At 42.3% G+C, this 13,789-nt stretch carries 13 protein-coding genes; 6 read left to right on the plus strand and 7 right to left on the minus strand.

What is annotated here, in order from left to right:
- Positions 1-5 precede the first annotated feature (5 nt).
- The 3 genes from FHS57_RS20440 to FHS57_RS20450 all read left to right on the plus strand — a co-directional run bounded on the left by FHS57_RS20440 (position 6) and on the right by FHS57_RS20450 (position 2,734).
- Positions 6-1,385 carry an acyclic terpene utilization AtuA family protein gene (locus FHS57_RS20440; protein ID WP_183976944.1) on the plus strand — a complete coding sequence of 460 codons (1,380 nt, stop codon included), beginning with the start codon at positions 6-8 and terminating at the stop codon, positions 1,383-1,385.
- Positions 1,386-1,389: 4 nt separating this feature from the next.
- A complete protein-coding gene (locus tag FHS57_RS20445; protein ID WP_183976945.1) occupies positions 1,390-1,692 on the plus strand; it encodes an AtuA-related protein in 303 nt (100 codons plus the stop codon).
- Between the two features lie 130 nt (positions 1,693-1,822).
- A complete protein-coding gene (locus tag FHS57_RS20450; RefSeq protein ID WP_229601403.1) occupies positions 1,823-2,734 on the plus strand; it encodes a helix-turn-helix domain-containing protein in 912 nt (303 codons plus the stop codon).
- Here FHS57_RS20450 and FHS57_RS20455 read toward each other — a convergent pair.
- Positions 2,725-3,714, minus strand: a complete 990-nt coding sequence (locus tag FHS57_RS20455) for an FAD:protein FMN transferase (RefSeq protein ID WP_310587009.1) — start codon at positions 3,712-3,714, stop codon at positions 2,725-2,727. The two genes, FHS57_RS20450 and FHS57_RS20455, sit on opposite strands and share 10 nt — an antisense overlap.
- 105 nt (positions 3,715-3,819) lie before the next feature.
- Here FHS57_RS20455 and epsC point away from each other — a divergent pair, with 105 nt between their 5' ends.
- A complete protein-coding gene (gene epsC, locus FHS57_RS20460; protein ID WP_183976948.1) occupies positions 3,820-4,626 on the plus strand; it encodes a serine O-acetyltransferase EpsC in 807 nt (268 codons plus the stop codon).
- A gap of 137 nt (positions 4,627-4,763) precedes the next feature.
- On the opposite strand, the gene FHS57_RS20465 is transcribed toward epsC, so the two are convergent.
- Positions 4,764-5,165, minus strand: coding sequence for a Dabb family protein (locus FHS57_RS20465; protein WP_183976949.1), 402 nt, complete (start codon positions 5,163-5,165; stop codon positions 4,764-4,766).
- A 191-nt stretch (positions 5,166-5,356) separates the two neighbouring features.
- On the opposite strand from FHS57_RS20465, the gene FHS57_RS20470 reads away from it, so the two are divergent.
- The gene (locus FHS57_RS20470; protein WP_183976951.1) at positions 5,357-6,202 is read left to right on the plus strand and encodes an AraC family transcriptional regulator; all 846 of its coding nucleotides are present in this window, start codon (positions 5,357-5,359) and stop codon (positions 6,200-6,202) included.
- A gap of 45 nt (positions 6,203-6,247) precedes the next feature.
- A complete protein-coding gene (locus FHS57_RS20475) occupies positions 6,248-6,592 on the plus strand; it encodes a YrdB family protein (RefSeq protein ID WP_183976953.1) in 345 nt (114 codons plus the stop codon).
- Positions 6,593-6,598: 6 nt separating this feature from the next.
- On the opposite strand, the gene FHS57_RS20480 is transcribed toward FHS57_RS20475, so the two are convergent.
- From FHS57_RS20480 to FHS57_RS20500, 5 genes are all read right to left on the minus strand, one after another.
- Positions 6,599-7,354 carry an SDR family NAD(P)-dependent oxidoreductase gene (locus FHS57_RS20480; protein ID WP_183976955.1) on the minus strand — a complete coding sequence of 252 codons (756 nt, stop codon included), beginning with the start codon at positions 7,352-7,354 and terminating at the stop codon, positions 6,599-6,601.
- A 101-nt stretch (positions 7,355-7,455) separates the two neighbouring features.
- Entirely contained in the window at positions 7,456-8,361 is a 906-nt protein-coding gene (locus FHS57_RS20485; protein ID WP_183976957.1) for a helix-turn-helix domain-containing protein, read from the minus strand.
- A 79-nt stretch (positions 8,362-8,440) separates the two neighbouring features.
- Positions 8,441-9,946, minus strand: a complete 1,506-nt coding sequence (locus FHS57_RS20490) for a PQQ-dependent sugar dehydrogenase (RefSeq protein WP_183976959.1) — start codon at positions 9,944-9,946, stop codon at positions 8,441-8,443.
- A 109-nt stretch (positions 9,947-10,055) separates the two neighbouring features.
- Complete coding sequence (locus FHS57_RS20495) at positions 10,056-11,117, minus strand: AraC family transcriptional regulator (protein WP_183976961.1); 1,062 nt, start codon at positions 11,115-11,117, stop codon at positions 10,056-10,058.
- Positions 11,118-11,271: 154 nt separating this feature from the next.
- A complete protein-coding gene (locus tag FHS57_RS20500; protein ID WP_183976963.1) occupies positions 11,272-13,695 on the minus strand; it encodes a TonB-dependent receptor in 2,424 nt (807 codons plus the stop codon).
- Between the last annotated feature and the right edge of the window lie 94 nt (positions 13,696-13,789).

Raw genomic sequence — 13,789 nt, forward strand, 5'->3', positions numbered from 1 at the left:
ACGGAATGAAAAATAAAATCAGAATAGGTTGCGGGGCGGGTTTTTCGGGGGATAGATTAGAACCTGCCATTATTTTGGCCGAACAAGGCAATTTAGATTATTTGGTGTTGGAATGTTTGGCCGAACGCACCATTGCCCTCGCCCAAAAACGAAAACGCGCAGATGCTACCAAAGGCTACGACCCGTTGTTGGAACGCCGCATTGAGGGTTTGTTACCTATTTTGGCAAAGAATAACATTCGTCTCATTACCAACATGGGAGCAGCTAACCCCATTGAAGGTGCAAAAAAAATCGTTGAAATCGCTCAGAAACAAGGCATTTCAGTAAAAGTAGCCGCCGTTATCGGAGACGAATTGAGCGATAAGTTAGTAGCAATAAGTGATGAGATTTCTAAATTCAATAATGAAGATTTTGCCATCGCGCTCATCACTCATCACTCCTCTCTCAACACTCCTCCCTCCTCTCTCAACACTCCTCCCTCCTCTCTTATTTCTGCCAATGCGTACATGGGAGTGGAAGGGATTTTGGAAGCATTACGGTCTGATGCTCAAATCATTATCACGGGAAGAGTCGCCGACCCATCGTTGTTTCTAGCCCCCATGATTCATGAATTTGGCTGGGCTACCGACAACTACAATTTGTTAGGACAAGGAACCATTGTCGGGCATTTATTAGAATGTGCGGGGCAAATAACTGGCGGATATTTTGCCGACCCAATCACCAAACCCGTAACGAACCTAGACACCTTGGGTCATCCTTTTGCCGATGTTTTTGCGGACGGCTCGGCCATCATTAGCAAAGTTGCAGGTACGGGGGGCGTTGTCAATTTGGCTACGGTCAAAGAGCAATTATTGTACGAAGTCGTCAACCCACATGCCTACCTTACGCCCGATGTATCAGCTAATTTTACGACGGTACACTTGGAAGAAATAGGTGATAATCAAGTCAAAGTATGGGGTGGCACTGGCCAAGAAAAACCGTCAACGCTCAAAGTAAGCGTGGGTTATCAGGCTGGTTTTTTGGGGGAAGGCGAAATCTCATACGCGGGGGCAAATGCCCTCGCAAGGGCGCAGTTGGCAGGCGATACCCTCGAAAAAAGGCTCAAAGCTGATTTTCCCGATTTGCGAACCGATTACGTCGGCGTTTCGGCCATTCATCGGACTGATTTTAACCATCACCTTGAACCTTATGAAGTGCGATTACGCCTAGCTGCCAACGCCGCAACCGCCCAAAAAGCCGCTATCATCGGCGAAGAAGTAGAAGCCCTTTACACCAATGGCCCAGCAGGTGGCGGGGGGGCTAGGAAGTACGTCACTGAGCTCGTCGGAATTGTTTCGGTTTTGGTGAATAGAAAGAAAGTGAGTCCAGAAGTAATACTTTTTTAAAAATATGAAGTTACATCAAATCGCCCACAGCCGCGCTGGAGACAAAGGCAATACCTCTACCCTATCGTTGATTCCGTACGACGCGAAAGATTATGAATTTTTGTGCAAAGCAATAACGGTAGAACGGGTAAAAGAACATTTAAAAGACATCGTTTCGGGTGAAATTGTACGGTACGAACTGCCCACTATCTCGTCGTTATTGTTTGTGTGTCAAGACGCCTTGCTAACAGGCGTAACTACCTCACTGGCCATAGATACCCACGGAAAAGCATTGAGTTATGCGTTGTTAGAAATGGTGATTGACTGATTTATCTATTTCACTCAACAAATCACCAACTAACATTTCGTTAGGTTCATACTGTCTTTAGCAATAGTAGTAAATGCGCGCTATTCCCTTTTTAACAAAGTAGATGTTGCGACATGTATGTCTTATTTGTATGAAAGCCACCCAAATTCCACTTCTTAAACCCGCCGAATTCGATGACTATGTGTTTGATACCTTGGTATGGAAAAACACGCAGCGGCCATTTTTTAATCAGTTCCACGTCATTCGATTAGAAGATTATAAAAAGCACCTCATCATTCCACAAGCTCCTCATCGACGCTCGGTTACGTTTTTTATTTTCTTAACCAAAGGTAGCATTACCCGCCGAAAAGCACTTACTAAATACGAGATTAAGGCAGGTTCGTTCTTTTTTTTACCCGCTTTTCAAATCACAACTTTGGATGAAATCAGCGACGACGCCGAAGGTTTTTATTGTCATTTTAGCAGCGACATTTTTAGCATGTCACCCTGGAAATCAGAATCATTACAGACCTTTTCTTTTCTTCAATTAGCGGGTTCACCAGTAGTTGAACTGAGCCAAGAGCGTCACCTAGCTATCGTGCTAATCTTTGAGCGGCTCCTTGAAATTAACCTAGTGATTTGCGAAGAACAATTTTGTCTGATTGCCTCCTATCTATTCACTTTATTTACGGAGGTAAACCAATTTGTTCGTCCCCTAGAAAAACCCATTGGCAACGCTGCTGTTCGGATGACGGAACGTTTCAAAACAGCACTGTCTCAGCACATTTACGAAAAACATACCGTATCCGAATACGCCGAGCTATTGTCTGTCTCCCCCAATCACCTCCACAAATGTGTGAAGGCTGTCACGGGAAAAAGTGCCCACGATTTGCTGGATGAAATGCGGGTATTGGAAGCCAAAGTTTTATTAAAACAAAGTAACCTCTCCATCGCTGACATTGCCTTCAAAATTGGGAAACTCGACCCTAGCGACTTTAGTCGGTTTTTCAAGGCAGAAACAGGAAAAACCCCAAAAGAATACCGACAAACTCCCTATTTGTAGTGTGCTTTTTTGCTGGCATTTTGTTCCAAAAGCCACACTTCAATTCCCTTCAAACGCTTGGCTACTTTTTTACCTTTTTCTATTCCCAGCACACTAAAAGCAGTAGCCAAGGCGTCGGCGTCCGTGCCAGTTGGGGCGATTACGGTCGTGCGTGTATGTGTGGTTAGACCTACTCCCGTGTAAGGACTCACAATATGCGAATAGCGAACACCTTTGTAATCGAAATGCCGATACGTACTTCCAGAAGTGGCTACCCCGCAATTTTTCAAGGTCAGTACGTGCGTAGCGGTGGTATCGCCTCCTCCCGAACTCACTTCAATTCGCCAACCATCTTTCTCTGGTGGGGCGTCACCAATGGTCAAATCTCCACCTGCGTCCAAAAAGGCTCGGTCGATTCCAAACGATTTTAGCACCTTCAACACGTCATCGGCCGCGTATCCTTTTCCAATTGCCCCAAAATCTATCCGCATTTTTTTACGTTTTAAAACAACAGAGCGATCTTCGCTTCGAAGCTGAACCAAACGATAGCCAACAGCAGCGCGCGCTTCTTTGAGTTGGGATTTATCGGGAAAATAGTTGCGCCGAATCGCCCTTCGCCAAAGCTGAACGATTGGCCCCACAGTCACGTCAAATGCGCCATTGGTTTTGCCACTCAGGTGCTTTGATTTCTCCAAAATATCAAACAAAATAGCGCTCGCATAAAAACGCTGTCCCGTCCCTGCTGTTTCCGAAAGGCGGTTCACTTCGCTTCCATCTAGGTAATCACTTAATAGGTTATTGAGCAATTGAATTCTCGCAAAAGCGCTGTCGGAGGCTACTTTTGCAAGCGAGTCGCTTGGCGCATAAAAAACCAGATTAAACTCCGAGCCCATGGCATTGCGGGCGTAGGCATATCGACGAAGCGATGAAGGTTGTTGTCCTGACGTTTTTAACGAAACAAAACACACTAAAGCAAAAATGAACAAACAAAAGCGACGCACAAAAAATGAATTTATGAATAGGTAGATATATTTTTCAAATAACGGCCAAAGTTGAACCTTTTTGCACGGTTTTTGGTATCTCAAGTATAAAAATTCTTCCATACGTTGTCAAACACTTTTTTTAAACGTCTCGCCGAGCAAAACACCCGCTATCAGTATCGTTTGCCCTCCCGCAACGAAGTTGGGAAGTTTGTCGAAGAAATGATGCGGTTTTTATTTCCCATCACCCAAGATTGTTCGCGCTCAGCCACCAATTTACCTGATGCCTACGCCAAGCTTCAGCAACGGCTTTTGTGTTTGTTAGAACCCCTAAACGGCAACCTTGGAACAAATCATGAAGCGGTAACGGAGCAGTTTATGGAGCAGCTTCCCGATATTTATGAAAATCTCCTGCTGGATGCACAGGCCATCTCTGACAACGACCCCGCCTCCATCGGTATTGAAGAAGTGATTGCGGTTTATCCAGGTTTTTATGCCATTGCAGTCTATCGTTTAGCGCACGCAATGGTTGACTTGGACGTTCCACTTCTACCACGGATGTTGACCGAATACGCCCATGGTTTGACAGGCATTGACATTCACCCCAAAGCATCCATTGGAAAATCTTTTTTTATCGACCACGGCACAGGGGTCGTCATTGGCGAAACAACCGAAATTGGAAACAACGTAAAAGTATATCAGGGGGTCACACTGGGCGCTTTGAGCGTATCAAAATCATTGGCAGAAACCAAGCGACACCCAACCATCGAAGATAACGTGGTCATTTATGCCAATGCCACTATTTTAGGTGGAAAAACCGTGATTGGCAACGATTCTATCATCGGCGGAAACGCCTGGGTAACGGCGAGCGTACAACCGTACTCGCAGGTTTATCACCAAAGCGAAGTCAAAATTCGTCAAACGGTATTTTAGGTGTAAGGTATAAGTTAATCGTTATCAGTTCAAAATCGACGAATTATATTAAATTTTGCTCTTGATTACTTAGAATTATAAATTTTCAAAGGGAACATAGCCTGGCATGTTCCCTTTGAAAATACTTCCTACCTGTACTACACCTGCACCGAATCATACACAATGACCTTTTCCCAAAGGTGCGAGTAATCTTCTACAAACTTGATGTGAATAGGGTGTTTTTGGTAAACTTCTTCTTCCTCCAAATTGTCGAAAAAGCACAACCAAGACACGGCATAGCTGCGCTCAATAACGCTACGATTGGTGGTTGCAGGCGTGCCAATGTTGTGCATCCGAATCGTTGGTACCTTCGCCAAGGCCGTTAAGCCTTCGATTAACTTGGCGCGGTCGGCTTCATTTGAAGGGTTTTTCAACCAAAAATATACGTGATGGACAAACACTTTTTTGTCTTTTTTTGCTTCCGCTGACAAGGTAGCCATCGAAGCCGCCGAGGCAAGGAGGGCTTTTTTCAGCATCGAGCGTCTTTTTACCACTTTCATCTTTTGTCGTTTTTTTGTTCTAATTCATCCGTTCAGCCTTAGCGTTTTGTGGCCGATTCTGTACTATTTCATTATAGGTCAATGCGAGAAAAAGTTCATTTAAGCATTGTTCGGCAAAATTAGAGAGGACAGAGTTGCTACTTTCTGTAAAAATCCATTTTATTTTGGTAAAAATAACGCACCTTCTTTCGATGAAACGCTACGTTTTGCACAGTCCTTTTAACATCTACCACTTTGAAGCAGCCCAATGGGAACACCCCGTACACAAACATACCTATTACGAAATCATTTTTATTTTGAAGGGGTTTGGCAACCACAACATCAATGGCAATACCTACCCTTACGAGCAAGGAGATGTGTTTTTGTTAGGCCCAGAAGATTTTCATTCGTTTGATATAGTGTCAATTACAGAGTTTTGTTTTATCCGTTTCAACGAATCTTACAGCAAAACCCACAGCGTTACGGACAAATATTGGCAACAAATTTTCCAGTCGTTGCTATTGACTTCTACCCAAAGTCGGGGAACGATTGTACATGACAAAGAAGAAAAACAAAAATTACACCAACTTCTAAAAGTACTTGAAAGTGAGTACGACAACCCACCATCGGCACATTTTGAAATGATACGAGACAGCTTGATGCGGAGTATTCTGCTGATTTTGGCTCGTAACCTCTCCCAACAAACTCCCGCCAAATCGGAAGAATCGAATGCCGCCGAGGCGATATTGAGGTACATCAAACAACACATTTATGAACCACAAAAACTCAGTATGGAACGAATTGCCGAGGAGTTTCACTTAGCGCCTTCCTACGTAAGTATCTTTTTCAAAAAACAAACGGGAGAATCGCTCAAGCAATTTATTGTCAAACACCGCATTAAATTGATTGAAGCCAGGCTTCTCTACAGCTCCATGACCTTGACCGAAATTGCGCATGAATTTGGGTTTACGGACGAAAGTCATTTTTGCAAACAATTCCGAAAATACACGGGCAACAATCCTACCGCCTTTCGAAAAAATGTAGCTCCTGTTTTGTAAATTTGTCTGTTCCTTTTTTACTATTCCTCTTATTTTGAACTACTTATGCAAACTCTCCGCTACATCAATTACCTGTTAGCCTTTGGGTTGGAGCTTGTCCTTATTTTTAGTGTTGCCTTTTGGGGTTATTCCTCTGGAAAAACGACATTGACCAAGTGGGCGTTTGCCATCATACTTTTTGTTGCAGTTGCTGCACTTTGGGGAATATACGCCGCCCCCAAATCTTCCATGCGCATTCGATTTCCGTGGCTAAATCTGTTCAAAATCGCGATGTTTTCGCTCGGGACGTTAGCCTTTATAGGGCTAGAAAAAACTCGTTTCGCCGTTATCTATTCGATTTTGAGCATCATCAGCGTCGCAATTAGCTATTTTGACGAAACGAGTTCTTAACCATTTTTAAAGGTGGATTCCCCCCGAAACCTCAATGCGTTGGCCGTTAATCCACTTTGCCTCGTCGCTACACAAAAAAGCAGCCACACTTCCAATATCATCGGCTAAACCCACTCGGCCAAGCGCTGTTCGGGAGGCGATGGCCCCGTTCAGTTCTTGGTTGTCCCGAACTCTACCTCCGCCAAAATCGGTCGCAATAGCGCCTGGCGCAATCACGTTTACCCTAATTTTTCGATGTCCTAACTCTGCGGCTTGGTAGCGCGTTAGTGTTTCTATCCCCGACTTCATCATAGCGTAGGCCGACGAGCCAGGGTATGAAAAACGAGCTAACCCCGACGAGGTATTTAAAATTACACCGCCATCATTTATCAAAGGCAGCAGTTTTTGGGTCAAAAAATAAGGCGCTTTCAAATGAATATTGACCATTTTATCAAAATCCTCTTCGGTAGTATCTGCAAAAGCACCGTAATGTCCTGTTCCCGCATTATTGATGAGAACATCCATTTTTTGAGTACCAAATGTTTCGCTTAGTGCTCGTTGCAATTCATCAACAAACGCATTAAAGTTGTTCGTCGATGAAATATCTAACGGCAAAGCCGCTGCTTTCTGTCCTAATTTTTGAATTTCTACAACTACCTTTTGGGCTTCGATTTCGTTGCTTTGATAGGTAATAACAACATCAAAACCTTTTTTTGCCAACTGAAGGGCTTCATCTTTTCCTAATCCACGGCTTCCGCCCGTTACTAATGCAATTTTGTTCATGGGATATGTGATTAATTTGTTGATGCAAAATTGCGAGGAATTACGGGCTCGCTGTTTGCAAAAACGAAAGCAATGTTTGCAAAAATCAAATATCCCTTCTTCTACGCTCTAAATTGAGCAGGCGAAATAGAAGTATGGCGCTTAAAGAAATTAGAAAAATGGGCAACTTCTTCAAAACCCAACGAATACGCAATTTCCGAAACGTGCCAATCGGTTTGTCGAAGCAAAATTTTAGCTTCTTGCGTCACACGACTACCAATAATCTCCGTCGTCGTTTTTCCTGTGTTATCTTTTAGCACTTTATTCAAATGATTTACGTGTACCGATAAGCGATCGGCATAATCTTTCGCAGTGCGGAGGCTGAGTTTTTGATGCGGCGTATCAATCGGAAATTGTCTTTCCAACAATTCAAGAAACAAAGAAGAAACCCTCGCCGCGGCATTATGCGAAGAATACAGGGCCGTTGCAGGTTGCAATTTTTGTCCAAAATGAATCAATTCAAGAACATAATTACGGAGTAAATCGTATTTATACGCATAATCAGACACGATTTCGCGGTGCATTTTTTTAAATATTGCCTTGAGCTCTTCCACATTTTCATCACTCAATTTGAAAATGGGAAAGCCGTCTGGTCGAAAAATTGGCAAGTCATCCAAAGAGACTCCCGTCTTACTTTTGAGCATAAAGTCGGGAGTAAACACGCAAAAATGGCCGCTTTGATCGGCATCTTGTGGCACATAATGATACGGTATCAAAGGAGTAGCAAAGAGCAACGCATTTTCTTCGATGTCAATGACTTTATCGGCATATTCAGCACGGTTTTTCCCAAGGATAAGGCTAATTTTATAATAGGCCCGACGATTGTAGGGCATACTATTTTTTTCACGCAGCCCCCTGATAAATTCGTCAATTTCAAATACATTGAAATGCCCGATTTCTTTTTTGAAGCCCTCAGGAAACGGAAGGTGTATCTCATTGTAAAATTCTTCTACCGATGTGATGCTCATCTTTGTGTTGTAAAATTCAAATATACTCCCGTAAACATTCAAGCAATTAAATCGGTTCAAAAGGGACAAAAGTTGAAAATTATCCCGCATTCTTTACCCTAATCAATTTCCCATTTACCTCGTCCGAAAGCAGGTACAATTTCCCCAACGGGCTTTGTATCACTTTACGGATTCTCAAGCGGTCATTGACAAACAGTTCTTCGGCACTCTTCACGGTTTCGCCTTCAATCACCAACCGCCACAAACTGCCTTTTGCCAAGCCACCCACGAGTAAGTTTTGATTCCAAGCGGCAAATTCGCTACCCGCATAAAAATGCAATCCCGTAGGGGCGACAGTTTGAGACCACGACCAAACGGGGTCGGTGTAAACATTTCCCGCAATGGGCTTTGGGTCAAATTCGGCAAAACGATACTTCCCTGTGGTTTTCATCGGCCAGCCGTAATTAGCCCCTGCCTTGAGCACATTGATTTCATCGCCTTGGTGCGTTCCGTGCTCACTAAACCAGAGTTGGTTGGTTGTAGGATTTAGGGTGATTCCTTGCGCAGCCCGAATCCCCATGGCGTACAAACCAGCAATGGCATTTTCTCCAAAAGTAGGGTTGTCGTTAGGAATCGTTCCGTCAGGGTTGATGCGGTATATTTTCCCCCGTTTGTCTTCTTTATTTTGAGCAATGGGAAGTACAGGCTCATCTTTTTCGTTGAATAGCCGTTCGCCAATGGTAAAATACAATTTCCCTTCGCTACCGAAGGCCATTCCTCCACCATAATGTACACGTTCAGACGTAAAAGGTTCGGCCACAAAAAGTACTTTTATTTGGCTCAAAAACCCATTTTTTAGCACAGCTCTGACAATTTTGGTGGTTCTACCTTTCGCACTTTTGGCAGCATAAGACAAGTAGAGGTAGTTATTATTTTTAAAATCAGGATCAAGCAATACCTCAAATTTACCCGTATTATCCCCAAAGCTCCCAAGGCTATCTTCCAAGTCGGTCGGAAAGCCTTGAAGATTTTTTCGTTCTTTAGTCACTAAATTCAACAGCACCAAATCGCCCTCTTTTTCCGAAATCAGTGCTTCTTCTTCGGAGATAAAAGCCATGCTCCAAGGGCGTTTTAGTCCTTCCACAATTGTTTCTTTTTCGAGTTGAATGGCGTTTACATCAAAGACTCTGTGCGACTTTCGAGTAGAAACTTTATCCGCAATCAACCAGCCTTCGTTGGTTTTCATGAGGTTAAAATAATCGGTAAACAGGTCTTTTTCAGTACTGATTTCCACTTTTGCGCTTCCCATATTGTCGGTTACGTCAATGGTTACAATGCGCGTAGTCAGGTTTTTGGGTCGTGGGTGTGGCCTGAAAAGGCTGAGGTACTGATTTCTTGAATAGTTGATAAACTTCCCATCTCGGTAATTTTTCAGGTGGCAAGAAGCGTGCATGGCCTTCCCTACTTTGGTGGTATCGCCAGTTGCCCAGCCATCAAAATAGTGCTGAATCGTAGTCTCAATTTGTTGCCTTTCTGAGAGGTTCTCTTGGCAAAACGCCGAGAAGCAACTGATCAATAAACTTAGGAGCAACATTCCTTTTTTCATCGTAAAGTTCTTTTGAGTTTATCAAAATGAAAACGCTTCATTTTGCACCTCAAAAATTCAAGAAACTTTGATGATGAAAGTTCAGGAAGTTAAAATCAGTAGTACGGTTTTATAAATCTGGAATTCGTTGTTTTTGGTAAGCGCTGGGAGTCAAGCCTTTAATCTTTTTAAAAGCAGCAAAAAAGGTAGATTTAGCATTAAACCCTACTTCGTCTCCAATGGCATCAATGGTAAGTGGCACGTTCATCGAAAGCATTTTACAGGCTTCTTCAATTCGGTATTCGTTGACAAACAGGGAGAAGTTTTTTTCCAAGTTGTCGTTTAAAAGCTGCGACAATTGATGCCCCGAAAGGTTAATTTCTTTGGCAAGGTCGTTCAATTTCAGATTGGGGTCTTTATAAAGCATTTTCTCTTCCATCGCGCGCTTTAGCTTCCCAACCATCAGCTCAACTTCCTGCTCATCCATTTTTTTATCGACGTATTTTTGGGATGAAAAAGAAGACAAATCGTTTGTTTTCTTACGGTAGAGCAAAATAAATACGACCAGATAAATGATGAGAGAAAAATAAAGCGCCCCAAAGATGTAACTTCCTTTGATGATATTTAAAATAGCCCAAACGTAGGAGACAAACAATAGCAAAACGCCACCAAAAATGGTTAAAACCCATTTTTCAAAAGCTTTCAGGCTTTCTTTTTGCCGTATTTTTTTAAGAAGCGGCCAAATTACTCCCCCCGAAAAAATGACGTAAATTCCCCACTGCAAATAAATAAGCGGGATGATGTAATGCCTCCACCAGTAAGGAACCGCTTGATAAGGATACACCACTCCGACCACCACAATGACGAAAGCCCAAAAAGCCGTTTGACCTATCCACGATTTGGGCAACTTTTGAATTTGTTGAATTTCGGCCCTAATGAAGAAATATAAAAAAGGGCCAATAAAAAAGCAGGCTGTAAGCCCCAGTTGGAGGTATATTTTAGGCAAATTGGCGTCGAAAAAATACACAACTGATTTCCCAATTCGGAGGCTAAGCACCAACAACAACGCCCCTAATAGGTAATTTGGCAGGTATTTTTTTGTTGTAAAAAAGAAAAAATAAAGACTCAGAATCAGACCGTTAAACGCCCCTAATGCACTAAAAAAGAATAATACTTTATCTCCAAAGGCCATTTTTCTGAGTAGTTATTCCTAAGTTAACCCAAGAATTTATGTCTTAAACAAAATAGAAGTTGAATTCTATTTTTCATCCAACAAAACTACACAGAAGCAGTTACTTTTGAAAAAAGGGCGTGGATACTTGTCTTATCTTTTGTTTTCTTAGATTTTAAAACCTCTCCCTTTCTTCATCTTTTGCGTCGTACTTCACGCTGCGGGTGTTTTTACCAAAGGTTCGTGCATAGGTCAATTTGATAACCCGATAAAACACCGTTTCGTCACGCCAATTTGACACCGTATTGATGTCAAACGCAATAGGCGTCATGCCGCCGTTGTGTGAATGTACACTAAACGAACGAAATACATCGGGTAAAGTAAGCAATAAGGTTCCTTTGTCATTTTTAAGTTTTTTAGCAATTCCTACATTGGCTACTCCAAAGCCTTTGATTGTATTTGGGCCTTCAAAATAGGGCATATTGTACCATCCCGAAAGCTCGACTTCAACGTTTTTAGGTAAGTTGATTTGTTGTGAAAAATTGAGATTCTGAAACACATACCGCTTTTCGGCAGGGAATTGACTGTAAGACACCTTATAATCTCGGAGAGACGTGAAGGTATTGAGGGTAACCTTCCACCATTTTGCAAGTTGAAAAGGGTAACTCAAAAATAGATTCAGGCTTTTCATGTAATCCAGGTTTTGTGGCGAAGATATGCCTACATCTTTGGTGGCGTTTGAGGTAATCTGATACCTCAAAATAGGATTCAAATCGTATTGAGCTGAAATACCAAGGCTCAAACCATTTTTTACATACTCGATTTTGAGTATATCAGAAAGCGTAGGTTTTAGCAATGGATTTCCAGAAAAAATAAAAGTGGGGTCGGTGTAAAACAAATTGGAAATCAAGTCGGTATAGGCAGGGCGACTGATACGGCGACTATAATTGAAATTTACCGACGTATTTTGATTAATGGCATAGGTATAAAGCACCGATGGAAAGAATTTTGAAATCTCAAATACTTCCTCTTGATTACTAAAATCCCTTTTCCAATATTCATACCGCAACCCCAAAAGAAGATTAGTTTTAGCATTAAGCAAAAATTTGAATTGAGAATATGCCGCCGCAATCCGTTCCAGGCTTTTGAGTTGGCTTTGCGAGCGTGGATCTATTTCCCAAGTATCGTTCACTTTTCTTTCTACCTTGCTGTCGTTTTCATTTTGTGCAAAACTTGTTTTTATACCAAAATCAGCATTGATTTTTTCGCTAAACTGCGTAGTCAAATCAGCTTTAAAAACACCCACATGTATTTTAGAAATACTTTCGCCTCTATTTCCATACGTAAAAATTGAAAACTGGGGTTTTATCGGCTGTTTTTGTTCATCAAAATATTCCAAAGAAATACCTGCGGGGCTGTTGTTGGAATAATTTATGTAGCTAAAATCGGCATTGAATTGTGTTTTAGGCGAAAAAGTCTGTTTTAGATAAAACGACGAGATATTGTTTTGCTTGGTCGTCAAGCCATCTGAAAGCATCGCTACTTCAAAAAAATCACCCCTTTTTAGCTGGTAAGTGCCTCCATTGTTTACCAAATTATGAGATTTATCAAAACTTCCAACAAAATCTACACCAAGTGTAGTTTTGGGATTAGGCTGATATTGTGCCGCAAAATTTAGATTATGATTGTTTTGGTATCGACGAGCAATTCCATAAAAAGTATTGTAGGTTTCGCCCAGCATAAACGAAGCCCCTGCTGTACCATCACCTGCATATCCAGATTTCCGAACATCATGATTGAACGAATAGGAAGCATTAAGATTTAGCTTTTTAACTCCATGAGAAATGCCAATTGTGGTAAGGACTTTCTCTTTATAACCATACCCTGCCGTAGCCGAAAAATTGATTTTCGTCCCCAATAGTTCGTTGTTCTTGAAGATAATATTGATAATCCCCGCTCCTCCGTCGGCGTCGTATTGGGCAGTGGGAGAAGTGATAAGTTCAATTTTTTCGATGTTATCGGCCACCGTATTTTCAAGCAACGCCATCAGTTCTTCCATCGGCATCTGCACCTTTCGGCCATTGAACATGATCGTTACACCGCTTTGTCCGTTCAAGCTAAATTGGTTGTTTCGTCGGTCAGAAATCACGCCCGGCAGGCGCTCCAGTACCTGCAAAGCGTTGCTTCCTTTGGTCATCAGGCTACTTTGAACATTGATAATTTTGCCCAACGGCGTGGTTTGAACCAGCTCTTTTTTAGTTGAAACCTGTACTTCATTCAGGGTATTTTCTTCTTCCAAAAGTGTCAAATCAGCCAGCGCAATGGTCGATTTGGAAGCATTTACTTCAAACGCCTCAGAAAATCGCGTCTGATACCCTACCCCACTGATTTTCAAATAAAAACGCCCCATTTTTGGCAACAAAAGTTGATAGTTTCCCCCTTCATTGGTGGTGGTACCTGATACCAAACTGCTGTCGGAGGCAGCCAAAAGCAGCACGTTGACAAACGGAACAGCTTCTCTTTTGGGAGTGATAATTTTGCCTGTGATTTGCGCAAAGGCGACGTTTGAAAAAAATGCTAAAAACAATAGTGTCCTCATTTTGCTGTTTTTTTCCTCAAAGCAAGTGAGTCTTTTTCTTTCAACTAGATACGATTGACGAAGTGCGAGGATTGATTGATGAAATGCAAGCATT

Origin of the sequence: Runella defluvii (assembly GCF_014195535.1) — a bacterium.
GTDB classification, from domain to species: Bacteria; Bacteroidota; Bacteroidia; order Cytophagales; family Spirosomataceae; genus Runella; species Runella defluvii.

Excerpts from the sequence above, each read along its gene's own strand:
- FHS57_RS20470 (WP_183976951.1), top strand. The coding sequence starts at position 5,357 with ATGAAACGCTACGTTTTGCACAGTCCTTTTAACATCTACCACTTTGAA.
- FHS57_RS20480 (WP_183976955.1), bottom strand. The coding sequence starts at position 7,354 with ATGAACAAAATTGCATTAGTAACGGGCGGAAGCCGTGGATTAGGAAAA.
- FHS57_RS20500 (WP_183976963.1), bottom strand. The coding sequence starts at position 13,695 with ATGAGGACACTATTGTTTTTAGCATTTTTTTCAAACGTCGCCTTTGCG.
- FHS57_RS20475 (WP_183976953.1), top strand. The coding sequence starts at position 6,248 with ATGCAAACTCTCCGCTACATCAATTACCTGTTAGCCTTTGGGTTGGAG.
- FHS57_RS20465 (WP_183976949.1), bottom strand. The coding sequence starts at position 5,165 with ATGAAAGTGGTAAAAAGACGCTCGATGCTGAAAAAAGCCCTCCTTGCC.
- FHS57_RS20450 (WP_229601403.1), top strand. The coding sequence starts at position 1,823 with ATGAAAGCCACCCAAATTCCACTTCTTAAACCCGCCGAATTCGATGAC.
- FHS57_RS20495 (WP_183976961.1), bottom strand. The coding sequence starts at position 11,117 with ATGGCCTTTGGAGATAAAGTATTATTCTTTTTTAGTGCATTAGGGGCG.
- FHS57_RS20490 (WP_183976959.1), bottom strand. The coding sequence starts at position 9,946 with ATGAAAAAAGGAATGTTGCTCCTAAGTTTATTGATCAGTTGCTTCTCG.
- FHS57_RS20440 (WP_183976944.1), top strand. The coding sequence starts at position 6 with ATGAAAAATAAAATCAGAATAGGTTGCGGGGCGGGTTTTTCGGGGGAT.
- FHS57_RS20485 (WP_183976957.1), bottom strand. The coding sequence starts at position 8,361 with ATGAGCATCACATCGGTAGAAGAATTTTACAATGAGATACACCTTCCG.
- FHS57_RS20445 (WP_183976945.1), top strand. The coding sequence starts at position 1,390 with ATGAAGTTACATCAAATCGCCCACAGCCGCGCTGGAGACAAAGGCAAT.